At 36.9% G+C, this 22,948-nt stretch carries 23 protein-coding genes and 1 riboswitch; of the genes, 17 read left to right on the top strand and 6 right to left on the bottom strand.

All coding sequences use genetic code 11. The annotated features are described in order from the left end of the window. Position 1 precedes the first annotated feature (1 nt). The 9 genes from D612_RS0112180 (at position 2) to D612_RS0112140 (ending at position 7,178) form a co-directional block, all read left to right on the top strand. The gene (locus D612_RS0112180; protein ID WP_017755763.1) at positions 2–514 is read left to right on the top strand and encodes a shikimate kinase; all 513 of its coding nucleotides are present in this window, start codon (positions 2–4) and stop codon (positions 512–514) included. A gap of 122 nt (positions 515–636) precedes the next feature. Further along, the gene (locus D612_RS0112175; protein WP_017755762.1) at positions 637–825 is read left to right on the top strand and encodes a YqzE family protein; all 189 of its coding nucleotides are present in this window, start codon (positions 637–639) and stop codon (positions 823–825) included. Between the two features lie 104 nt (positions 826–929). Further along, the gene (gene moaA, locus D612_RS0112170; protein ID WP_017755761.1) at positions 930–1,961 is read left to right on the top strand and encodes a GTP 3',8-cyclase MoaA; all 1,032 of its coding nucleotides are present in this window, start codon (positions 930–932) and stop codon (positions 1,959–1,961) included. A 107-nt stretch (positions 1,962–2,068) separates the two neighbouring features. Then, a complete protein-coding gene (tatA, locus tag D612_RS0112165) occupies positions 2,069–2,278 on the top strand; it encodes a twin-arginine translocase TatA/TatE family subunit (protein WP_017755760.1) in 210 nt (69 codons plus the stop codon). Between the two features lie 278 nt (positions 2,279–2,556). Then, positions 2,557–3,153 carry a 4Fe-4S dicluster domain-containing protein gene (locus D612_RS0112160; RefSeq protein WP_017755759.1) on the top strand — a complete coding sequence of 199 codons (597 nt, stop codon included), beginning with the start codon at positions 2,557–2,559 and terminating at the stop codon, positions 3,151–3,153. A 78-nt stretch (positions 3,154–3,231) separates the two neighbouring features. Then, positions 3,232–5,784 (top strand): nitrate reductase catalytic subunit NapA, encoded by a 2,553-nt coding sequence (napA, locus tag D612_RS0112155; protein ID WP_017755758.1) that lies wholly within the window; start codon positions 3,232–3,234, stop codon positions 5,782–5,784. A gap of 14 nt (positions 5,785–5,798) precedes the next feature. Then, a complete protein-coding gene (locus D612_RS0112150; protein ID WP_017755757.1) occupies positions 5,799–6,245 on the top strand; it encodes a nitrate reductase cytochrome c-type subunit in 447 nt (148 codons plus the stop codon). Between the two features lie 106 nt (positions 6,246–6,351). Beyond that, positions 6,352–6,618, top strand: a complete 267-nt coding sequence (locus D612_RS0112145) for a chaperone NapD (RefSeq protein ID WP_017755756.1) — start codon at positions 6,352–6,354, stop codon at positions 6,616–6,618. Next, positions 6,615–7,178 (top strand): 4Fe-4S dicluster domain-containing protein, encoded by a 564-nt coding sequence (locus tag D612_RS0112140; RefSeq protein ID WP_017755755.1) that lies wholly within the window; start codon positions 6,615–6,617, stop codon positions 7,176–7,178. The genes D612_RS0112145 and D612_RS0112140 overlap by 4 nt, the downstream gene beginning before the upstream one ends. A 277-nt stretch (positions 7,179–7,455) precedes the next feature. Here the strand turns inward: D612_RS0112140 and D612_RS0112135 are convergent, their stop codons facing one another. Further along, positions 7,456–8,253 (bottom strand): YqhG family protein, encoded by a 798-nt coding sequence (locus D612_RS0112135; RefSeq protein WP_017755754.1) that lies wholly within the window; start codon positions 8,251–8,253, stop codon positions 7,456–7,458. Continuing rightward, complete coding sequence (locus tag D612_RS0112130) at positions 8,231–9,913, bottom strand: DEAD/DEAH box helicase (RefSeq protein ID WP_017755753.1); 1,683 nt, start codon at positions 9,911–9,913, stop codon at positions 8,231–8,233. The genes D612_RS0112135 and D612_RS0112130 overlap by 23 nt, the downstream gene beginning before the upstream one ends. Positions 9,914–10,022: 109 nt before the next feature. Continuing rightward, positions 10,023–10,135: riboswitch (glycine riboswitch) on the top strand. 231 nt (positions 10,136–10,366) lie between these two features. Between D612_RS0112130 and gcvT the strand changes: the two genes are divergently transcribed. Genes gcvT through gcvPB form a run of 3 tightly spaced genes read left to right on the top strand, consistent with a single transcriptional unit; the run spans position 10,367 to position 14,281 of the window. Continuing rightward, positions 10,367–11,470 (top strand): glycine cleavage system aminomethyltransferase GcvT, encoded by a 1,104-nt coding sequence (gene gcvT / locus D612_RS0112125; protein WP_017755752.1) that lies wholly within the window; start codon positions 10,367–10,369, stop codon positions 11,468–11,470. An 11-nt stretch (positions 11,471–11,481) separates the two neighbouring features. Beyond that, positions 11,482–12,828 carry an aminomethyl-transferring glycine dehydrogenase subunit GcvPA gene (gene gcvPA / locus D612_RS0112120; RefSeq protein WP_017755751.1) on the top strand — a complete coding sequence of 449 codons (1,347 nt, stop codon included), beginning with the start codon at positions 11,482–11,484 and terminating at the stop codon, positions 12,826–12,828. After that, positions 12,821–14,281 carry an aminomethyl-transferring glycine dehydrogenase subunit GcvPB gene (gene gcvPB / locus D612_RS0112115; RefSeq protein ID WP_017755750.1) on the top strand — a complete coding sequence of 487 codons (1,461 nt, stop codon included), beginning with the start codon at positions 12,821–12,823 and terminating at the stop codon, positions 14,279–14,281. Before gcvPA ends, gcvPB begins: the two co-directional genes overlap by 8 nt. Positions 14,282–14,565: 284 nt before the next feature. On the opposite strand, the gene D612_RS0112110 is transcribed toward gcvPB, so the two are convergent. Beyond that, the gene (locus D612_RS0112110) at positions 14,566–14,949 is read right to left on the bottom strand and encodes a rhodanese-like domain-containing protein (protein WP_017755749.1); all 384 of its coding nucleotides are present in this window, start codon (positions 14,947–14,949) and stop codon (positions 14,566–14,568) included. A 152-nt stretch (positions 14,950–15,101) separates the two neighbouring features. On the opposite strand from D612_RS0112110, the gene D612_RS0112105 reads away from it, so the two are divergent. Then, entirely contained in the window at positions 15,102–15,938 is an 837-nt protein-coding gene (locus D612_RS0112105) for a lipoate--protein ligase family protein (protein ID WP_017755748.1), read from the top strand. Between the two features lie 358 nt (positions 15,939–16,296). After that, positions 16,297–18,858, top strand: coding sequence for a vitamin B12-dependent ribonucleotide reductase (locus tag D612_RS0112095; protein ID WP_026092485.1), 2,562 nt, complete (start codon positions 16,297–16,299; stop codon positions 18,856–18,858). A gap of 83 nt (positions 18,859–18,941) precedes the next feature. On the opposite strand, the gene D612_RS0112090 is transcribed toward D612_RS0112095, so the two are convergent. Then, positions 18,942–19,139 (bottom strand): hypothetical protein, encoded by a 198-nt coding sequence (locus tag D612_RS0112090; RefSeq protein ID WP_017755745.1) that lies wholly within the window; start codon positions 19,137–19,139, stop codon positions 18,942–18,944. A 201-nt stretch (positions 19,140–19,340) separates the two neighbouring features. On the opposite strand from D612_RS0112090, the gene D612_RS0112085 reads away from it, so the two are divergent. Next, complete coding sequence (locus tag D612_RS0112085; RefSeq protein ID WP_017755744.1) at positions 19,341–20,222, top strand: patatin-like phospholipase family protein; 882 nt, start codon at positions 19,341–19,343, stop codon at positions 20,220–20,222. A gap of 31 nt (positions 20,223–20,253) precedes the next feature. Here the strand turns inward: D612_RS0112085 and D612_RS0112080 are convergent, their stop codons facing one another. Both D612_RS0112080 and D612_RS0112075 read right to left on the bottom strand, forming a co-directional pair. Further along, on the bottom strand, positions 20,254–20,670 hold the full coding sequence (locus D612_RS0112080) for an SA1362 family protein (RefSeq protein WP_233274996.1): 417 nt from the start codon (positions 20,668–20,670) through the stop codon (positions 20,254–20,256). 22 nt (positions 20,671–20,692) lie between these two features. Then, entirely contained in the window at positions 20,693–21,637 is a 945-nt protein-coding gene (locus D612_RS0112075; RefSeq protein ID WP_017755742.1) for a DUF1385 domain-containing protein, read from the bottom strand. A gap of 257 nt (positions 21,638–21,894) precedes the next feature. Between D612_RS0112075 and D612_RS0112070 the strand changes: the two genes are divergently transcribed. Together D612_RS0112070 and aroQ are read left to right on the top strand one after the other, a co-directional pair. Further along, entirely contained in the window at positions 21,895–22,389 is a 495-nt protein-coding gene (locus tag D612_RS0112070) for a YqhR family membrane protein (RefSeq protein WP_017755741.1), read from the top strand. Positions 22,390–22,468: 79 nt separating this feature from the next. Beyond that, entirely contained in the window at positions 22,469–22,906 is a 438-nt protein-coding gene (gene aroQ / locus D612_RS0112065; RefSeq protein WP_017755740.1) for a type II 3-dehydroquinate dehydratase, read from the top strand. Positions 22,907–22,948 lie beyond the last annotated feature (42 nt).

The following is a 22,948-nucleotide window of genomic DNA, read 5'->3' as shown; positions in this document are numbered from 1 at the left end:
AATGAAATCAATTTTTTTAACGGGGTTTATGGGATCAGGGAAAACAACGATTGGAAGACTTTTGTCTGAGGAGTTAAATCTTCCAGTAGTAGATACAGACCAGTATATAGAAAAACAATTAAATAAAACAATCCGGGAAATTTTCGAAAAAGAAGGAGAAGAAAAGTTTAGAACATATGAGCACCATTTTTTAAAAACATTGACGGTTAAAGATACTATTATTACGACTGGTGGCGGAATTGTTTTAAATCCGAAAAATCGCAAATGGATGAAGGATCATGGGATTGTAATTTATCTACACTGTGATCCTGAAGAAATATTTCAACGTCTTGAACAAGACACAACTAGACCGTTACTTGATGGGGACAAACAGCAAAATATTAAGAGAATATACATGGAACGAATTGATCTTTATAGAGAAGCACATTATACGATTGATACCACGAGTCAGATTCCAGCGCAAATTGTCACGAAAATTAAACAATTAATTCTTACACATCGTGGGGACCGTTAATTTCCTAACATATAATGCAAGTCAGAATCTAAAAGTAACCTAAATTATTAAAATGTAAGAGTTTAGAATGAAGTAATCATGGATATACTACTTGTAGTATTAAACATAGGTGGTGATTCCTTATGTCATCCAATGATTATGTAAAATTTGTGACAGAACAATTTGTTAAATATATAGACACAGCAAAGGAAGAAAGACAGAACATAAAAATGCAACGGAAGTTAGAGCAAGAACCTATGTTGACGCGGATGTTCGGCCTATTACCATTATCTGTAATGTTACTGTTAAAGCGAAGGAAAAAGAGTAGTTAATTCTATGGAAAGTCCAATATTTTTTGATTTGGGCTTTTTTTCTTTTTACAGGTTGTTACTATTGTGATAGAGTTTTGTTAATGAGATTATAGGGGTGATAACGAATGAATAAAGAGACAGCTAAAATACTTGATACATTAAAACGCCCATTACGAGATCTTAGAATCTCAGTTATAGATCAATGTAATTTCCGTTGCGCATATTGTATGCCAAAAGAAATATTTGGTGATGACTATGCTTTTCTACCAAAGAATCTACTGCTAACATTTGATGAGATTGAAAGATTAACAAAGCGTTTTGCGTTAATTGGTGTAGAAAAAATAAGACTTACCGGTGGTGAACCGCTTTTACGTAAAGATTTACCATTGTTAATTAACCGCATAAAACTGGTAGAAGGCATAAAAGATATTGCACTTACAACGAATGGAGTTCATCTAGCAAAACAGGCTCAAACTTTAAGAGATGCTGGTTTAGATAGGGTAAATGTAAGCCTAGATGCACTAGATGATGAGCTTTTTGGTAAAATTAATGGTAGGAATGTAAGTGTTAAAGTAGTACTTAAAGGCATAGAAGCCGCCCAAAAAGCAGGTCTTGTTGTGAAGGTAAATATGGTTGTCAAGAAAGGTATGAACGACCAGCAAATTTTGCCAATGGCTCGATATTTTAAGGAGAAAAATATTAATCTTAGATTTATTGAATTTATGGATGTAGGTAATTCGAATGGTTGGAACCTAGAACAGGTTGTGTCAAAGAAGGAGATCGTTGGCATGATTTCAAAAGAAATCCCTGTAGAACCTGTTGATCCAAATTATTTTGGTGAGGTAGCAAGTCGATATAAATATACTGATTGTAATGCCGAGTTTGGAGTTATTTCTTCTGTTACTGACTCGTTTTGTTCATCGTGTACGAGGGCAAGACTTTCTGCTGACGGGAAAATGTATACATGTTTATTTGCTGAACAGGGGTTTGATTTAAAAAATTTAATGAGGAACGAGATATCTGATGAGGAGCTTCTTAAAACAATCATTAATGTTTGGGAAAAAAGAACGGATCGTTATTCTGATGAACGAATGGAAATAACAAAAAAAGGAAATCGACCGAAAAGTAAAATTGAAATGTCTTATATAGGTGGGTAAGGGGATTTATTCCCTCGCTTTTACTGTGAGATAAATCACAGATAATGAACTCGTTGTTTGTTATCGTATAAAGAGGGAAAGAGCAAACCAGTAAGGAGGAAAAAACCATGTTAACGAATATCGGGATTCCAGGTTTAATCCTTATTCTGTTATTAGCTTTAATTGTGTTTGGCCCTAAGAAGCTGCCTGAACTTGGAAGAGCAACAGGTCAAACATTAAAAGAGTTTAAAAATTCAGCGCGAGAATTAACTAGTGATGATGTAAATGACGATGATGTAGTAGTTGAAAAGAAAGTAGAAAACAAAGAAATATTATAATTATATTGGACTAATAAAAACCGGGATGACTAATAGGTCATCTCGGTTTTTTATATATGATTTGGTTAACTGCATTTTATCTGTGAAATATAAAATTAAATGGTTATCCAAAGAGTTTTGGTAAAATTCATAGTTGTTTCACAAAATGGTCAATTAATTTCAAGGGTTTGCGTGATATTTGTCACAATAATATTTATTCTATATAGCTATACTTTGACTATAGCTTAAGCTTCATAATTCTTTAGATACTTTATAATTTTTAGGGAGTGGAGAGTGATATGGAAGGTAAAGGCCTTTTAAAGGTTTTAATTGGTGGTTTTGCTGCTTTTGAATTACTAAACATGATGAAGACAGGTAGTAAAGCTGCGGTTAGACCTCCAGGCGCTGCTGATGAGGATGAATTTCTAGCATTATGTACTAGATGTGGAAAATGCAACCTTGCATGCCCTTACGATAGCATCAAGATGGGGAAAGAAGATTTTGGGCTTGGGCTAGGCACTCCATATCTTGACGTCCGCGATATCCCTTGCATGCTTTGTGAAGACTTTCCATGTGTGGAAGCGTGTCCAACCGAAGCGCTTACCGGTATAGAAAAGGTACAGGATGTGAATATGGGCGTTGCTGTGATCGATACAGAAACATGTATTGCATACCAAGGTATGCGTTGTGAAGTGTGTTATCGTGTATGTCCATTAATTGATGAGGCAATTACAATTGATTATCGAATGAGAGAAGGGGACGCAATTCATGCAGTATTTGCTCCTATCATTAATACTGAAAAGTGTGTTGGCTGCGGGATTTGTGTACAACGTTGTGTTGTAGATAACCCTCTCCCAATCAAAGTAGTACCTAGATCTTCAGAAGGTTTATTTTAAAGATTTTTACCGTCGCTATTTACTATTTTTATATAGTAATAGATTTTCAATCTAGAGAGTAAAAGGGAGGATTAAGCAATGAATCTAACAAGAAGAACTTTATTAAAAGCAACAGCTGTAACAGCAGCACTTGCTGCAGCTGGATGTTCTTCAAAGAAGTCAAATGCTCCAACAGAAGTAACAGAAGAACCAGTAGCCCAAGTGGAGAACGTTGAACCTGAGCAGTGGAAAACAACTGTTTGTCGATTCTGTGGCACAGGGTGTGGGGTTCTTGTCGGTATTAAAGACGACAAGGTAATCGCTGTAAAAGGTGACCCTGATAACCGTTCCAGCAAAGGCTTAAACTGCGTTAAAGGTTATTACCTTGGGAAAATCCTATTTGGTAAAGACCGCTTAACAAAGCCACTAATTCGCGAAGATAATAGCAAAAAAGGTACAATGGATGGCTTCCGTGAAGCAACATGGGAAGAAGCATTGGATTTAGTAGCTAGTAAAATTAAAGAAAATGTGGAAAAAAACCCTGCATCTGTTGCGTTTTGGGGTTCAGGCCAACAAACAATTATGGATGGCTATGTATCTGTTAAGATCTGGAAGGCTGGATTACTAAGCAACAGTATTGATCCAAATGCGCGTCTTTGTATGGCAAGTGCGGTTGTTGGCTTCATGACGACGTTCCAGTCTGATGAGCCAATGGGCTGCTACCATGACTTAGACTTAGCCGATGTATTCGTAACTTGGGGCGCAAATATGGCAGAAATGCACCCGGTTTTATATTCTCGTTTAACTGCCCGCAAATTAAGTGGCACAGATGTGAAACATTACGATTTAACTACACGCGAATCGCGGACATCTGAAACAGCAGATAAGCTATTAGTATTTAGACCACAAACAGACTTAGCGATCGCCAATGCGATTATTAACTACTTAATTACAAATGAATTATATGATAAAAAGTTTGTCGAAACACATTGCCAGTTTAAAGCAGGTAGTGAAAATTTAGGTCACTCTTTTGAAGATAATTACGATGTCGTAGAACCAGGCGCTTCAGCAGGTAAGAACTGGACGATAACGTTTGATGAATTAAAAGAAAGCGTTGCTCCATATACATTTGAAAAAGCATCTGAATTATCTGGTGTTCCTGCAGCAGACATTGAAGAACTTGCAAAAGAATTTGCAGATCCAAGCAAAAAAATCATGTCATTATGGACAATGGGTATGAACCAGCATACTCGTGGTGTATGGATTAATAACCTTGTTTATGATATTCACTTGTTAACAGGGAAAATTAGTAAACCAGGTAGTGGTCCATTCTCATTAACTGGACAGCCTAGTGCATGTGGTACTGCACGTGAAGTTGGGGTATTTAGTCATCGCTTACCAGCTGACTTAAACGTTGACGTACCAGATCATCGTCGTTACACAGAGTTAATTTGGAATTTACCAGAAGGATATTTAGATCCAATTGAAAAGCCAGGTTTCCATACAATTAAAATGTTCCGTGAACTAGGTAATGGAAATGTGAAATTCCTTTGGAGTATGTCTAATAACTGGGCCCAAACATTACCGAAGCTTAACCGTTTCCGCGGAAATGATGCTAATGGTAAAGGTGTAATAGACGGATTTATCGTAGTGTCTGAAGTATATCCAACTGAGTCAACTAAGATGGCAAATGTTGTCTTCCCGGCTGCAATGTGGGTAGAGCGTGAAGGACAATTCGGTAATGCTGAACGCCGTACTTCTATTTTTGAAAAATGTACAGAGCCACCAGGGGAAGCAAAATGGGATATTTGGACAATGATCCAAGTTGCAAAACGCGTTTTCGAAGGTCAAAAAATTGGCGACAAAGACAAATTCGACGTGTTATTTGGCTCTGTTTGGGATAAAGACAAGAATGATTTAATTGCAGACCAGCATGAAGTTAACAGCAGATTGTGGGCTGAATATCGTATGTTCTCAAATCCACATGAAAGCGATAATCCAAAAATTCAAGAGCTAGGTCTTAAGCTTAAAATGAAAGCGAAGCAGTTGGCACCATATGAGGAGTACTTTAAACAGCATGGTATTGCTTGGCCAGTTCGAGAAGTGAATGGTCAATGGTTAGAAACAAGCTGGCGTTATGCACATGGTAAGCAAGAAGAAGGCTATGACCAATACGGTGTTGAAGAATTTGGTGAAGTAGGAAAATATGATAACATTGATTTCTATAAATCTGCTGATCATCGTCCTACTGTATTCTTCCGTCCATTTGAGGAAGCAGCTGAAGTGCCTGATGCGGAATATCCATTATGGTTATGTACAGGTCGTGTCCTAGAACACTGGCATAGTGGTTCAATGACTCGTCGTGTCCCAGAATTACACCGTGCTGTACCTGAAGCAACTCTTGAAATTCATCCAGATGATGCAACAGCAATGGGCATCCAAGACGGTGATATGGTCAAAGTTGTGTCTAGACGTGGAGAATGTTTGATAAAATCAACGACAAGAGGTCGTGGTAAGCCACCTAAAGGCTTAGTTTATGCACCGTTCTTTGCTGAAGAAACATTGATTAATCTAGTTACACTAGACTGTTATGATCCAATATCAAAACAACCGGATTACAAAAAATGCGCTGTTAAGGTTGTAAAGGCGTAAAGGGGGGGAACATCGTGAGAGCTAAAAAGTATGGGTTTATCGTCGTATTTCTTCTTGTATTAGTATTAGCGGTTGCTTGCTCGCAAACAGCTACGCAAGAACCAACAACAACTGAACCAGCAACACAAGAACAAGCAGAACCAGTTGCAACAGGAAGTGTAGGCTTAACAGGAACGAAAGTAGTTGCAGTTCCGCAATTGGATAATGAAGGCCGCGAAAATTCAGCAACAATGGGATTATTAAGTGCACCACCGATGATGCCAGCAGACCATTCTAATTATTGGAATTCTGAACAACGCCAGGAAAGCTGTTTAGTTTGTCATAACCACCCTGAAACAGGCGCTATGTATCCGACAGCAGCCCATTATTATGATGAAGAACAAGGTGGAACTATTTTCCGTGATTACTGTGTTCAGTGTCATGCTGCTCAACTAGATACGAAAGCAGCGTTTAATGAATAATTAAATTTTGAATGAAGAGGGGTAAACATTACCCCTCTTCCATGTAATAATGACTAATTAATTTCATCTTAGAGATTATAGACTAACTAAGGGAGGAACAAACACTATGATGATATCAGGTATCTTGATTTTTACAAAAGCTGGTCTTGCGGAGGAAGTTGCAAAGAAAGTGGCTGAATTTGAAGGCGTCGAGGTGCATCATGTTCTAGAAGGCTGTAAAATTGTTATTTCACTTGAAGTCGATTCGATTGATCAAAGCTATAAAACAGGAAAAGCTCTGGAGAAGATTCCAGGAGTCTTGGGCGTGAATGTAGTATATTATAACATGGAAGAGGCAAAAGAAACGACCGATTGGGGTAACGCTGAACTATGAGCATGAAACAGAGCCGAAGAGATTTTCTCGCAGAAAACTTTAAGTCAGCAATTGGACTCTTCGGACAAATGGTTTTACCGACAATTGAGCAAGAAAGGAAGTTTATTCGACCACCCGGTGCCCAAGATGAGATTGTGTTTTTAACGACTTGTACAAGATGTGGTATTTGTAAGGATGTTTGTCCTGAAGCTACGATTCAATTATTTAATGTAGAAAGTGGTGCAAAGCTTGCTGGGACACCGTTCTTAAACCCAAATAAAATTGCTTGTACATTTTGCAATAAATGCATAGAGTCTTGTCCAACAGATGCACTTGAGAAACCTGAAAATGGTGTTGCTCCACCCATTGGAATTGCGAAAATTTCGACACACAATTGTCTTGCCTATCAAGAAGTCATGTGTGATTATTGTGTCCGCGCTTGTCCTGTGCCAGGCGCGCTAACATTAGAAAACAGCAAGCCGAAAATTAACGCAGAGTTATGCAATGGTTGTGGTCAATGTGTTAGCTCCTGTATACAAACGGACATAAAAGGGGTGTACGTAAGAGCCCTTAATCCCTAAGTTGATCTCCCTTTTAAATAAATATTATTGTCCCATGAGGAAGATCTCATGGGATCTTTTTAATTGTTTAGGAAATTAAAAAATTTGATCCTATGGATAAATACTATAGCACAGAGAGTAGTCGTCCAGCGCAAGCGCCCAGCGACTAGTAAACTTCCCTCATCTCTTTTGCGATAAGTCAACATCGACTCGTCCCTCGACGTGTTTTGTTTATCTCAGTCGATGCGCTCTTAGTTTATACGTCGCTAATCAGGGCGCCTATAGCCTTTGTTCTTTTTTAAGTTTGCATTGTGTGTTGTGTTAAGTAAAAAAGGCCACCATTTATTATTTTGATATTAATTCTTGGTTTGTATTGGTCTTCCAAAGCCTTTTTTTCAACAAAATAACTTTCTGGTTTTTCAATATTTTCTTCGTAAAAGTGATCTAATAATCGTTGATCCTTTTCCCATCGCAATAGAGCTTCCGATGCCCAAGAATGATCGTCATTTTCAATCATTTGGACTATTACATTTTCAATACGCTTCAAACCACTCATAGGTTTAATTAGCGGTGATAAAGTAAAACAAAAGTCTGGTATTTTTGGAGTTAATGTCTTGTTAGAGATTTTACTCTGAAATTGGTCAATAATTATTCCACTTATTAAATTTAAACCGAGAGAAAGAAATAACTCTTTTTTTCGGTCACATTTGTAAGATATCTTTACATTTAATCCTAACCAAGGTTGCAGAGGGGTATTTCTGCCGAAGTGGGTGGCTTGCTCATACATACGGATATGGGCAGCCATTTTTTTAGTCGTTGCAAAAATTTGTTGTAAACGGGGTGATCCTAAGTGGATCGTCTCCCCTTTAATATCTTTTGGAGCCTTTTTGTGATCAGTAATGAACGCCAATCTCGTTGGTTTCGGCTCACCACCAGTTTTTTCAACGTAATGCCAGTAAAATGGGCGGTTCATAAGCTGTTTATCTAAGTCAATTGTTAACTGTGTAACAAAATGACCTGCTGAAGCTTCAATTATTTCGCATTCATTGTTTGTGAAAAAGCTTAGTAAATAGTTATGAATATCTTGCTGTTGCATGGTGCACCTCTTCTGCATTCAAAGTAAAATTAATAATAGAAGAAAGATTGTCCATTTTAATGCGGATTTCTCCATCACTTTCGGAATTAGCAAGAATATCCTCTATATGGCTCTCGATATTGGAAAGGTCTAAACGTGATAATATTTCATCAAGTTTACCAATTACTTTTTCAAACAGGTTTATTTTTTCATACAGTAGTTGTAAGATGTGCTCCTCAACTGTCCCTTTTGTTGCAAAGTTATAAATATGAACGTCTCGTTCTTGTCCTAGCCTGTGGATTCTTCCAATTCTTTGTTCAATCCGCATTGGATTCCAGGGTAAGTCATAATTGATAATGTGATTGCAGAATTGGAGGTTAATACCCTCACCCCCAGCCTCTGTAGCGATTAGCACCTGTGCCTGGTTTTTAAATAACTCCTTCATCCAATCCTTCTTACTTCTTTTAAAACCACCACGAAATGGGACAGAAGTAATACCATGTTGTTGTAAAAACCATTGCAAATATAGTTGGGTTGCCCTGTATTCTGTAAAAATAATGACTTTATCATTAATTTGTTGAATTACTTCTAGTGCTTTTTCTGCTTTTGAATTTTTCGGAACGAGTTCTATTTTACGCATAAGTTCTTGGATTATTTCAACCATTCGATTAGTAGTTTCCTCTTTTTGTAGCATGTTTTTTAGTGTTACATATGCCGCCTCACGACTGGAGCAAATTTCTCTTTGTAAAGTAATGAGAGAAAAAAGATTTTTATTTACCGTGTGGTCATTTTTTAATGCAATAACAGAATCATAGAGCTCTTTTTCTTCTCTAGAAAGTTCAATTGTGATTGACTTTATGTTACGTTTTGTCCATTCGACATTCGTATCTGTTCGTCGATTTCGAATCATTACTTTATTGATTAGTTCTTTTAAATACTCATTATTTTCAACAGTTCTTTCTTTTGCTGAGAACACCTCTGTAAAGTTAGTATGGTTTCCTAAATGGCCGGGCTTTAATAATGAAACGAGATTAAAAATTTCTTCAACTTTATTTTGAATCGGAGTTGCCGTTAATAGCAGGCAAAACTTCTTTTTTAAGTTTTGAACAAATTCATAGTTTTTTGTTTTATTATTTTTTAATTTATGGGCTTCATCGATAATAACCATGTCATAGTCTTGCTTGTAAATAATATCACGATGTGGATTACGTTTTGCCGTATCAATAGATGTGATGACGATATCACATTGTTCCCATATATAACTTTTCTTATTGTGAGCAATAGCAGGAATAAAAAATTTCTTGTTTAATTCTGTCTCCCACTGTGAAACTAGCGAAGCAGGAACTAAAATTAAAACTTTTTTTACTAAACCACGGACCAAATACTCTTTTAAAATAAGACCTGCTTCAATTGTTTTACCAAGTCCAACTTCATCCGCTAGTATTGCTTTCCCATTCATTTGTTCAAGCACAGTTTGCGCTGCTTTTATTTGGTGAGGTAATGGGGTAAGATGTGGTAGATATTTTGGCGCAAGTAACCCTTCGAAATTTGAAATTATTAATTTTTTTTCAATTTCATAGGCAAGCTTAAACAATTCCCAATTTGCCCATGGACCGTCATTTTCTACTTTATGCAGAAATTCTCTTTGCCAAGTTTGATCAAATTCGATGTCAACGTGCATAGAATCATCCCTTTCTTAAAATATATTGCCCATTATAGTAATTTATTGTAGGATGATAGTATAATTATCGTAAGTATATCCATTTTTTTATCCAATTATATATGGGCGAATGATATCAAGGGGAGAGACCACATTTTAAATCTTAAAGGTAATGTGGCGCCGAAGGAGCAAGTAAGAATAAAATTTTGCGAATCTCTCAGGCAAAAAGACTCTTGGTTGACGCACCTCTGGAGAGAGTCTAGTTTTCTTAGGCCACCCACGGAGAAGTAAACCTTACGAAGGTTGAAAACTTTCTGGTAGCAGGACAGAGATTTGCACTTGTATTTCAAGTGGATTTCTCTGTCTTTTTTAGTTAGGTTCTGTAAAATTTCACTGTTTTTTATTTTGTGAATTTCATTAATATTGTTTAACAGTACCTTAGACTAAATTTAGTAATTAATTAGGAGGGGTTTGATGGGAGAATTAAAACGGACACCGCTGTTTCCTTTATATCAGGAACACGGTGCGAAAACAATTGACTTTGGTGGTTGGGATTTACCCGTACAATTTAGTTCCATTAAAGAAGAACATGAAGTAGTTAGAACAAAAGCAGGGCTATTTGATGTCTCGCATATGGGAGAAATTGAAGTCACTGGGACAGATAGCTTGGCGTTTTTACAAAAGGTAATGACAAATGATATAAGAAAGGTCAAAAACGGTGGTGCATTATATACAGCAATGTGCTACGAAAACGGCGGAACCGTAGATGATCTCTTAGTTTACAAAAAGGCGGACAATGACTATTTACTAGTTGTAAACGCCGCTAATACCGAAAAGGATTATGAATGGTTACAAAAACACAGCTTTGGTAATGTGGAAGTAAAAAATGCTTCAGTTGAAATTGCCCAATTGGCGCTTCAAGGCCCATTAGCCGAAGAAATTCTCGGAAAATTGACAAGTTTTGATCTTTCTGAAATTAAATATTTTCGATTTGCTGATGAAGTTGAGATAGCTGGCATTCAAACGCTTATTTCACGAACAGGCTATACGGGTGAAGACGGCTTTGAAATTTATTGTAGTGAGAGCGAGGCTCCAAAACTTTGGCGTGCTATTCTTGAGACGGGTTCTGAATTAGGCGTGCAACCAATTGGACTTGGAGCCCGTGACACGCTACGCTTTGAAGCTACACTTGCATTATATGGTCAAGAATTATCCGCAGATATTTCTCCGCTAGAAGCTGGCATCGGCTTTGCGGTTAGTCTTACTAAAGATGTAGACTTTATTGGGAAGACCGCATTGTTGAAGCAAAAAGAACAAGGTTTGGAACGCAAACTAGTTGGTATCGAAATGGTGGAACGGGGCATTCCTCGTCACGGTTATAAAGTTTATAGTGGTGAAAAGGAAATAGGGGTTGTAACATCTGGGACGCAAGCTCCAACCTTAAATAAATCGCTAGGATTGGTGCTATTAAAATCAGAATTTTCAGAGGTTGGAACTGAGGTTCATATAGAAATTAGACCTAACAAATTTGCAAAAGCCAAAGTAGTATCGACGCCATTTTATAAACGTCAAAAATAAGGGGGAGAAAGATGAAGTATCGCTATTTACCAGTTACGGAAAAAGATAAAAATGAAATGCTGCAAACAATAGGTGTTGAATCAATAGATGATTTATTTGCAGATATTCCTGATGAAGTTCGCTTTAAGGGATTGATGAATTTGCAACCACCTCTTGCAGAGCCTGAGTTAATGAAGGAATTTACAAGATTAGCAAATATGAATAAAGATTTGACAAAGCATGCATCCTTTTTAGGTGCAGGTGTATATGATCACTATATTCCAGTTATTGTTGACCATGTCATTTCTAGATCTGAGTTTTACACGGCCTATACACCGTACCAACCTGAGATTTCACAAGGGGAACTTCAGGCAATTTTTGAGTTTCAAACGATGATTTGTGAGCTAACTGGAATGGAAGTCGCCAATTCATCAATGTATGACGGTGGTACAGCTTTAGCTGAAGCGGCAACACTTAGTGCTGGGCAAACAAATCGTAAAAAAGTACTAATTTCAAAGGCTGTCCATCCAGAATATCGAATGGTGCTAAATACGTATGCAAGAGGTCAGCATTTAGAGGTTGTAGAAGTTGAAATCGAAAATGGCCAAACAGATCTAGAAGATTTGAAAGGGAAAATGTCTGATGATGTAGCGTGCTTCGTTGTTCAATATCCAAACTTCTTTGGTCAAATCGAATCGTTAAAGGAAATTGAAGAAATTGTTCATGGGCATAAAGGGATGTTTGTTGTTTCTAGTAATCCATTAGCGCTAGGACTTTTAACTCCGCCAGGTCAATTTGGTGCAGATATTGTCATCGGTGATGTTCAACCATTTGGTATTCCAGCTCAATTAGGTGGACCACATTGTGGTTATTTTGCAGTAACGAAGAAATTAATGAGAAAAGTACCTGGACGATTAGTTGGTCAAACGGTGGATGAAGAAGGGAAAAGAGGATTTGTCTTAACTTTACAAGCACGAGAACAACATATTCGTCGTGAAAAAGCGACTTCCAACATTTGTTCAAACCAAGCATTAAATGCCCTTGCTGCGGCCGTTGCGATGACTGCATTAGGGAAAAAAGGGATTAAGGAAATGGCGAAGCAAAATCTTACAAAAGCAAACTATGCAAAAAGGAAGCTTGAAGAGGCAGGCTATACAGTACCATTTACTGGTCCGTTTTTCAATGAGTTTGTTGTCAAATGTAATAAATCAATTGCTGAAATAAATGACCAGCTTTTAAGCGAAGGAATTATTGGCGGCTTTGATCTAGGGCGTACCTATAAAGAGTTAAAAAATCATATGCTAATTGCTGTTACAGAGTTAAGAACGAAGGTAGAAATCGATTCGTTCGTGAAAGAAATGGGGGGCTATCATGCATAAAGAAAATCAGCCATTGATATTTGAAGTAAGTAGAGAAGGTCGAATCGGCTACAGCCTTCCACAGTTAGACGTACCAGAAGTAAATGTTGAAGAACTATTACCAAGTGAATATATTCGTCAAACAGAGCCAGAGCTTCCTGAAGTATCAGAGCTTGATATTATGCGTCATTATACATCGTTATCAAATCGAAATCATGGTGTTGATTCCGGATTTTATCCCCTCGGTTCTTGTACGATGAAGTATAATCCAAAAGTAAACGAGGCAATTGTTCGACTACCAGGGTTTAGTCATATCCATCCATATCAAAGCGAAGAAACCATCCAAGGTGCGTTAGAACTTATGCATGGATTACAAACAGACCTTGCTGAAATAACAGGGATGGATCAAGTAACATTACAGCCAGCTGCAGGCGCACATGGTGAGTGGACGGGGTTAATGTTAATTCGAGCTTATCATGAAGCGAATGGGGATTATAAACGTACAAAGGTTATTGTTCCCGATTCTGCACACGGAACGAATCCAGCTTCTGCTACAGTAGCAGGATTTGAAACGATTACAGTTCAATCTAATGAAAATGGTTTAGTAGATTTAGAGGATTTAAAGCGTGTCGTCGGTGATGATACAGCCGCACTGATGTTAACAAATCCCAATACGTTAGGGCTGTTTGAAAAGCAAATTGTTGAAATGGCGAAAATTGTCCATGATGCTGGTGGCAAGCTTTATTATGATGGCGCTAATTTGAACGCAATTCTGGGGAAAGCTCGCCCAGGAGATATGGGCTTTGATGTTGTCCATTTAAACCTTCATAAAACCTTTACAGGTCCCCATGGCGGTGGTGGGCCCGGCTCAGGTCCTGTAGGGGTAAAAGCTGATTTACTTCCATTTCTACCTGTGCCATTAGTTGCGAAAAATGAGGAAGGCTATTATTTTGATTACAATAAACCGCAATCTATTGGACGCGTAAAGCCGTTTTACGGTAATTTCGGTATTAACGTTCGCGCCTATGCGTATATTCGTACAATGGGAGCTGAAGGCTTAAAGCTAGTGTCTGAATATGCCGTATTAAATGCAAATTATATGATGCGTCGTCTTGCTCCATATTTTGAACTGCCACATGATACGCATTGTAAGCATGAATTTGTTTTATCTGGTAAGCGCCAGAAAAAGCTTGGTGTACGCACACTAGATATGGCGAAGCGGTTGTTGGATTTTGGCTATCATCCACCAACTATATACTTTCCTCTTATTGTTGAAGAGTGTATGATGATTGAACCGACGGAAACAGAATCTAAAGAAACATTAGATGAATTTATTGATGTAATGATTCAAATTGCGAAGGAAGTAGAAGAATCTCCAGAGGTTGTGCAAACGGCACCACACAATACTGTTGTGAAGCGGCTAGATGAAACATTAGCTGCCCGTAAGCCTGTTCTTAAATATGAGAAAGAATAAGTAGAAAAATAAACAAAAGGAGCTGGTGTATAATAATCACCACTCCTTATTTTGCTGTTTATGAAATTAGAAAATTTGATCCTGTGGATAAATACTATAGCACAGAGAGTAGTCGTCCAGCGCAAGCGCCCAGCGACTAGTAAACTTCGCTCATCTCTTTTGCGATAAGTCAACATCGACTCGTCCCTCAACGTGTTTTGTTTATCTCAGTCGATGCGCTCTTAGTTTATACGTCGCTAATCAGGGCGCTTATAGCCTTTGTTAGTAGAAGAAGCTATTTGTAGTTATTTTCCAGTCTTAACCTTTCCTGTCCACTGTTTGAAGCCGCCTTTTAAATGGCTAATATCTTTACAGCCAAATTTTTTGCAAATGGCAGCAGCTCGTGCACTGCGAAATCCAGTTTGATCATAAAGATAGACAGGCATATCTTTGCGTATTTCCATTTTACGTGCATAAAGTTGACTGAGAGGGATATTACGCGCCCCTAATATATGACCGTTTTCGAATTCGCTAGGCTCACGCACGTCGATAATTTGTGCTTTTCGATAACCCGCTTTAAAGTCTTCTTCTGTTAATGTTTTTAAATAACGTTTTTGGTAGAGGCTTGTCCCAAAATAATAAATAGCGATTACGATAATTGTTAAGATTAATGCAATTAAAAATTCCATTATAATCCCCCTCTCTGCTTCGTTCCAACTTTTATTATATAAAGTTATCGAATTAGAAGCAAAGAAAAATCGATATTAATTTATATCTTCTTTGAAATCAACTTGATCATTTGATAGACTATTTATCAACCTTGAAGTGAAGGATGGTTTAATTGCAAAAAGAAGTATGGAATTATCTTGATTCAGGTAATGGTACACCAAGTTTTAATATGGCTTTAGACGAGGCATTATTAAATTGGCATAGTGAGGGGGAAATAAGGCCAACCATTAGATTTTACGGTTGGAATCCACCAACATTATCTATTGGGTATTTTCAAACTGTTGATAAAGAAATTAATATTGATGCTGTAGGAATTAATAATTTAGGGTTTGTAAGAAGACCAACGGGTGGAAGAGCAGTGTTACATGATAAAGAGCTAACATATAGTGTGATTGTATCAGAACTTCATCCAAATATGCCGCAATCTGTAACTGAGTCATACCGAGTTATTTCAGAAGGGGTCCTTGAGGGATTTAAAAATTTAGGATTAAATGCCTATTTTTCAGTTCCAGCTACAGAACACGAGGTGAATGAATTAAAAAGACCTCGTTCTGCTGTTTGTTTTGATACGCCGTCCTGGTATGAATTAGTTGTGGAAGACCGGAAGGTAGTTGGCAGTGCCCAAACAAGACAAAAGGGTGTCATTTTACAGCATGGCTCGATTTTACTAGATATTGATGTTGAGTTACTATATAGCTTATTTAAATTTAACAATGAACGGATAAAGCAACGAATGATGGAGTATTTTAAAAAGAAGGCTGTTGCGATTAATGATCTTTGCAAACAACCTATTACAATTGATCAAGCTAAGATGGCCTTTAAAGCTGGATTTGAAAAAGGATTAGGAATAAAGCTTGAGCCATATGTACTTTCGAATGAACAATTGTTAATGGTGAAAGAGATAGAAAACAATAAATATTTAAATGATAAGTGGAATTACAAAAAGTGAAAAAAATTTGTCAAAAAATGTGGTACTAAAGCCACATTTTTTATATGAAATCCCAAAACCTGCACCAAATCTGGATTTTTTTTTTGCAAGCAATGAAATTGTTCATTTTTAAGTAATTTTAACTAAAATCACCCTTTATTCTTTAAATTCCTCTTGATTTTAATGATTTGCTAGTTTGACAAAAAATAAATATTTTGCATTTTTATCAATATATAGTAGTGTTCAAAATATTTACCATACTATATATTGAATTTTATGGATTGGTATGATAGGGTATGATTATGGATAATCAACTAGACAAACTACTAGATTTTGACTATTACCCAAATTTAATAGTGTTTTAAGGGGAGATGAAATGATGGTGACGGCAACCGCCGAGAAAATGAAAGTGAATATTGATCGACTTAACAACGACATCCGCTTATTCCCACAAGTTCATCCAATCACCGGTGATATGAAATTAACTCATAAAGGTGTGTCTCGTCTTGTTATGTTAGACCGTTATGCGTTTAAGGATACTGAAAAGATCACACTATCACCAGGTGATTTTGTTGTTCTTACAATTAAGGACGATCCTAAATTTCCAGCGCGTGGAACAGGATTTATTTTAGAAATTGATTGGGAAAAGAATAGAGCCCAAGTACTTGTTGAAGAGGAATTTCGCGGTGTGCTTGAAACGGAAGAAGAAAAAGTACATGGACTGATTACTCGACCTATTGATGTAATTGAAAAGCCTCTAGAAATTTATTACGAGCAAATTGCAAAGCGTGTTGCAACCGGATTAGCTGAGGTTGAAGAAACACCTGAAAAACGGCAAGAATGGTTCGAAAAGTTTTATGATGAGCTTGCAAATCTTAATTTCATACCAGCCGGACGTGTTCTATATGGAGCAGGATCTGGGACAGCGGTAACATTCTTTAACTGTTATGTTATGCCATTTGTACAGGATTCAAGAGGTGGAATTTCTGAGCATCGCACGCAAGTAATGGAAATTATGAGCCGTGGTGGCGGTGTTGGAACAAATGGTTCGACATTACGTCCTCGAAATGCTCTAGCTCGTGGTGTGAATGGTAAATCATCGGGTTCAGTTTCTTGGTTAGATGATATTGCTAAGCTAACACACTTAGTGGAACAAGGCGGATCAAGGCGTGGTGCGCAAATGATTATGTTAGCGGACTGGCATCCTGATATTATAGAATTCATCATTTCTAAAATGCAAAACCCAAGAATATTACGCTTTTTAATTGAAAATACAGAAGATGATCGCATTAAAAAACTTGCGAAGGACAAGCTTAAATTTACACCGTTAACCGAAGTAGAAAGAGATATATATCAAGGAATTGTTAATTATAAGCATATTCCTGGATACGGTGGGTTCACAGCAAAAGCAATTCGCGAAGCTGAAGAAAAGCTAGAAGCTGGTGGCAATTACTCTGTTCATAATCCGGAATTTTTAACAGGTGCAAATATTTCTGTATGTTTAACAAAAGAATTTATGGACGCTGTTGAAAATGATGATTTATATGAGTTGAAGTTTCCAGATGTAGAAAACTACAATGACGAAGAACTAAAACATTACAACGAAGAATGGCATAAGATCGGTGACGTTCGTGAATGGGAAAGACTTGGCAATAAAGTTAGAGTATATCGTAAAATTCGGGCTAAAGAGCTTTGGAATTTGATTAACATCTGCGCTACATATTCAGCAGAGCCTGGTATTTTCTTTATTGATAATGCGAATGATATGACAAACGCAAAAGCGTATGGACATCAAGTAGTAGCAACAAATCCGTGTGGAGAACAGCCTTTAGCGCCTTATAGTGTTTGTAACTTGGCTGCGGTAAATCTTGGCCAGATGGCAGACAAAGAAAATAAGAAAGTTAATTTTGATAAGCTTAGAAAGACAGTGCGCGTTGGTGTTCGCATGCAAGATAACGTCATTAATGCAACTCCGTACTTCCTAGAGCAAAATAAAAAGCAAGCATTAGGTGAACGTCGCGTCGGTTTAGGAGTCATGGGATTGCATGACCTGTTAATATATTGTGAAACAGAATATGGCTCTCCAGAAGGAAACCAGCTTGTGGATGAAATATTTGAAGCAATTGCAATTGAAGCGTATAAAGAATCAATTGAATTAGCAAAAGAAAAAGGTAGCTTCCCATTTTTACAAGGAGAAACACCTGAAGAAACAAATCGTTTACGAAATGCGTTTATTAATACAGGCTATATGAAAAAAATGCCAGAAGACGTACGTAAACAAATTTTAGAATCTGGAATTAGAAATTCGCATTTACTAACTGTTGCTCCTACAGGCAGTACTGGAACAATGGTTGGCGTGTCAACTGGACTTGAGCCTTATTTCTCTTTCTCTTACTTCCGTAGTGGACGTTTAGGGAAATTTATCGAAGTAAAGGCAGATATCCTTCAAGAGTATTTAGATAATAATCCTGGTGCTGATCCAGATAACCTACCAAATTGGTTTGTATCAGCAATGGATTTAAAGCCAGAAGCGCACGCAGATGTTCAATGTATTATTCAGCGCTGGGTAGACAGTTCAATTAGTAAAACAGTAAATGCACCAAAAGGATATTCTGTAGAGCAGGTTGAGAAAGTGTATGAAAGACTGTACAAGGGTGGAGCAAAAGGCGGAACAGTATATGTTGATGGTAGCCGTGATGCTCAAGTATTGACGCTCAAAGCAGAAGATAATCATTTTGATGACGTAGAGTTTGATAAAGTACCACATCCACAACCACAGGTTGTATTAGTGGATACAATTAGTGAACTTAGGTCAACAAACGTAACAATTGGATCAGAGGTAGGCAATACTTGTCCTGTTTGCCGCAAAGGTACAGTAGAAGCAGTTGGTGGCTGTAACACATGCACGAATTGCAATGCACAATTAAAGTGCGGCTTATAAAAATAAGAAGGAGCTGTTCCGAAAGTCAGAATAAATGACTTTTGGCAGCTCCTTTTTTTCTATTCCATATGGTTTGGTCTTGATTATGAGGCCCATTCTTGAACATGATGAATTTTCACCTGATGCGGTGAAACGGAAAACAATGGTAACCTTGTTTTCATCCATGTTTGAATCGCTTCGTCTTGTGATTCCCCGCTGATTAATGTTCGGATGATTGTAACTTCCGGCTTTGAATAGCTGGGTGGATTTACGATCGACCACATGATCATATATTGTTTCATAACAAAATCCCTCCAATAATACCGAGAAAAGGTTATTAATATTGAAATGACCGGATTGCTCTATTCCATTAATTGTCTATTCCTACTATATATATTATCACAAAAATATCCTTAAAGTTCTATTTTTCCACCATTATGCTTAAGATAAAGTGAAACGTTCATACAATCGTACTTTCATCTTGAATGAAGGAGGAACTAAGTATGGAAATAGATGCTGTTTTTTCTGGAGGTGGGATGAAAGCAATTGCCTTTCTTGGTGCCGTAGAAGTAATGGAGAAGGAAGGTTATTCGTTTAAAAATATTGCTGGAACTAGTGGGGGTGCAATTATTGGAGCTTTGCTTTCTGCGGGGTATAACGCAAAGGAATTAAGTGAGGTGCTACGAAACGTTAACTTTAAAGACTTTTTAGATCGACGAAAAGCCCGGATACCTATTCCTTTTATTCACTGGTTAAGCTTTTATTGGCGACTTGGAAGATATAAGGGGGATTCCCTTGAAAAATGGATGAGAAATTTATTAAAGAAAAGAGGTATAGAAACGTTTGGTGATTTAGAAGAAGGCGCACTCAAAATTATCGCATCCGATTTAACCAGGGGGAAAATGATCATTTTACCTGATGATTTACAAGGATATGGCATAAATCCAAAAACCTTTTCAATTGCAAAAGCTGTACGGATGAGTGCGGGCATTCCCTATTTTTTTGAACCGATAAAAATTTATGACCGTCTTGGTGTAAGGTCTATAGTTGTTGATGGTGCGTTACTAAGCAATTTTCCAATTTGGCTTTTTAATAAGGAAAAAGTAAGACCTACAATTGGCTTTAAGCTTAGTCCCAAGCTAGAAAATATTCCTCCTAATATAATAAATAACGCCATCGACATGCTTCCTGCACTAGTTGAAACCATGCTTGTAGCTCATGATAGTCGGTATATTTCCAAACAAATTGCGGATCAAATAATCTTTATTCCTGTTCAAACAATAAAAGCAACTGAATTTAATATTTCGAGTAAAGAAAAAGAACTACTAATACAAGAAGGAAGAAAAAAAGCAGAGGAATTTATTCAAAGGTTCGTTAACAATTAAAAAATAAATGAATGAAAAAAGAATCAAGCATTCAAAAGAAGGCTCGATTCTTTTTCTTGTTCTTTTTTCCTTCGATTACTGTTAAATTGTGATCTCTTCTTCTTTTACTAGGTTGATTGGATCGTATTGATTTTTTGATAATCGGAGTTTTTTGTGATAAACCTCTTACTTTAGTAAGCTGGTTAGAAGGATCACTATATTTTCTTTTTGATTGTTGAGCTGCTTTCCGATACTTAGCATTTGTTTGACCAAATCCAGGACCAACCTTTTTTTGGATAATTAATTTATAGATCATATAGATTACTCCAACAATAACAGCTGCGATCAAAATTTCTCCGATTAAGGCTAGCGGATTCATTACGAGACGATATAGCAATCCAAATCCTGCCAAACCAATTAGTAATAAAATAATTGGGTGAATAGATGATCGGCGAAACAAGAGGCCCACCTCCCTTGTGAATTTTCTTACCTTACACAATATTTTCTGCTATTTTTGTTTCAGCTATTTCTTTATCATATTCAAGCATTCTTGTAAATGATGCTATTGATACTTCCACTTGGTCATCAGTAGGTTCTTTTGTCGTTAATAATTGAAGCCAAAGACCTGGATAACCTAAATAACGTAAGCCCGGAATTTCTCTTACTTTATTCGTAACCTGAAGAACTTCAAAGGATACTCCCAATACGATAGGCAGTAAAGCTAAACGATTCACTACCCTTACCCATAGTGGCTCAGTTGGTACTAACATATAAACAAAAACCCCTACTATTACCGTGAATAACATAAAGCTCGAACCACAACGATAATGTAATCGTGAATGTGCTTGGACATTTTCTACTGTTAATGGTTTACCACTTTCAAAAGTATTAATAACCTTATGCTCTGCTCCGTGATACTGGAAGACACGTTTAATTAACGGTGTCAATGATACAAAATAAATATAAGATAGGAGCAGTAAAAACTTAATAAAACCTTCAATTAAATTTTGAGCCACGTGACCAGGGAATATCGGTCGAAATAATTCAGCTAGAAAAGCCGGAGTTAATGTGAAAATAAATTTCCCAAATAGGAAGGAAATAATACCAATCGCAGCAACACCAAAAATTAGCGTTAGCTTTGATTCTTTCTTGTTTTCTTGAATAGCTAGGTCATCCTTCGGATCAATATCATAGCGTTCACTTGAAAAATTTAAATGTTTGGATCCGTTTGCACTAGCTTCGATTATGGCAACAATACCACGCAAAAATGGAATTTTTTTAAGCTTTGCTAATATTGGTCGAGTTTCTTTTTCAACTTGAAAATATTCAATAGAGTGATCGTTTCTTCTGATTGCTGTAACAGATGTATGCTTTCCAGCAAACATAACACCTTCAATAACAGCCTGGCCACCATAAGCCTGTGTTTTTTCTGACATTTGTGTGTTTCACCAACCTACGAGTATTTAAAAATAATTTTAATATATATATATTCTACAAGAAAAGGTTTTAAACCTCTAGGTTAATGCAATAATTAGTATGTCCTTTGTAGTGGTAAAAAATAACAAAGAAAAATTTGCGATATTTCTTTTTTTATATGGCGACTATCATGGCGACTATCATTTTATTTCTTTCGCTTAATGATCCTACTCATGTTTAAAATTCATACGGACATAATAATATTGGAGGTGTTTTTATGGAAGCGGATAAGAAGAACGATAATCTTGAACAAAATAGCAAAAATGAAGAATTATCTCATATGACAAAGGTCATTATTACGGGGTTTGTTGGTGGCGTATTTTGGAGCTTTATCGGATATATTGCTTACTATTTTAATTTTACAGAAATGGGACCTGCTTTGATATTACAACCATGGGCATTTGGTGAATGGAAAAATGATACAGCGGGTCATTTGCTAGGTATAGTAGCAATTGGGATTGTATCGATAGGGGCAGCGATTTTATATAACGCTGTTTTTCGAAACATTTTAAAGCTATGGCCAAGTATCGTATATGGAATAGTGCTATGGATCTTTGTATTTTATTTGCTAAATCCGATTTTCCCAAATTTGGAGGAAGTTAAGGAATTTAACCGTAACACGATTATTACAACCGTTTGCCTATATGTTCTTTTCGGTGTTTTTGTTGGATATTCAATTTCTTATGATGCTGAACAAACGAAAAAAGCATAAAATCTATTCAATGAGGATGAGCTATGGTAAAATGTAGGGGTTCTACATAACATCATTTAATGGTAAAGGGGTTTTAAAAGTGAAAAAGATTCTCCTCATTAATGGCCCTAATCTTAACCGTCTAGGCATTCGAGAACCCGGTGTATACGGACAAACAACCCTACAACAGTTAGAGAAACAAATCGTTGAATTTGCTGCACAACACGATTTTACAGTAACTTGTTTTCAATCAAATCATGAAGGTAGTATTATTGATACCATCCATGATGCCCAAAATGAGTTTGCTGGAATTATTATGAATCCTGGTGCATTTACACATTATAGTTACGCGATTCGCGATGCAATAGCAAGTGGCAATGTTCCTGTTATTGAAGTCCATATTTCAAACGTACATAAGCGCGAAGAGTTTCGTCATACTTCGGTGATAGCACCAGTTTGTGAAGGACAAATTGTCGGTTTAGGGGTAACGGGTTATAAGCTTGCGGTAATTGCATTTAAGGAACGATTTCAATCGTAAAGTTTCTATAAAATAACGACGGATAATGAGAGGGTGTAGATC

It is taken from the genome of Calidifontibacillus oryziterrae (assembly GCF_000331575.1).
Lineage (GTDB): Bacteria > Bacillota > Bacilli > Bacillales > Bacillaceae_J > Calidifontibacillus_A > Calidifontibacillus_A oryziterrae.
The sequence above is the reverse complement of the archived record's forward strand: the minus strand, read 5'-3'. Positions and strand labels throughout refer to the sequence as shown.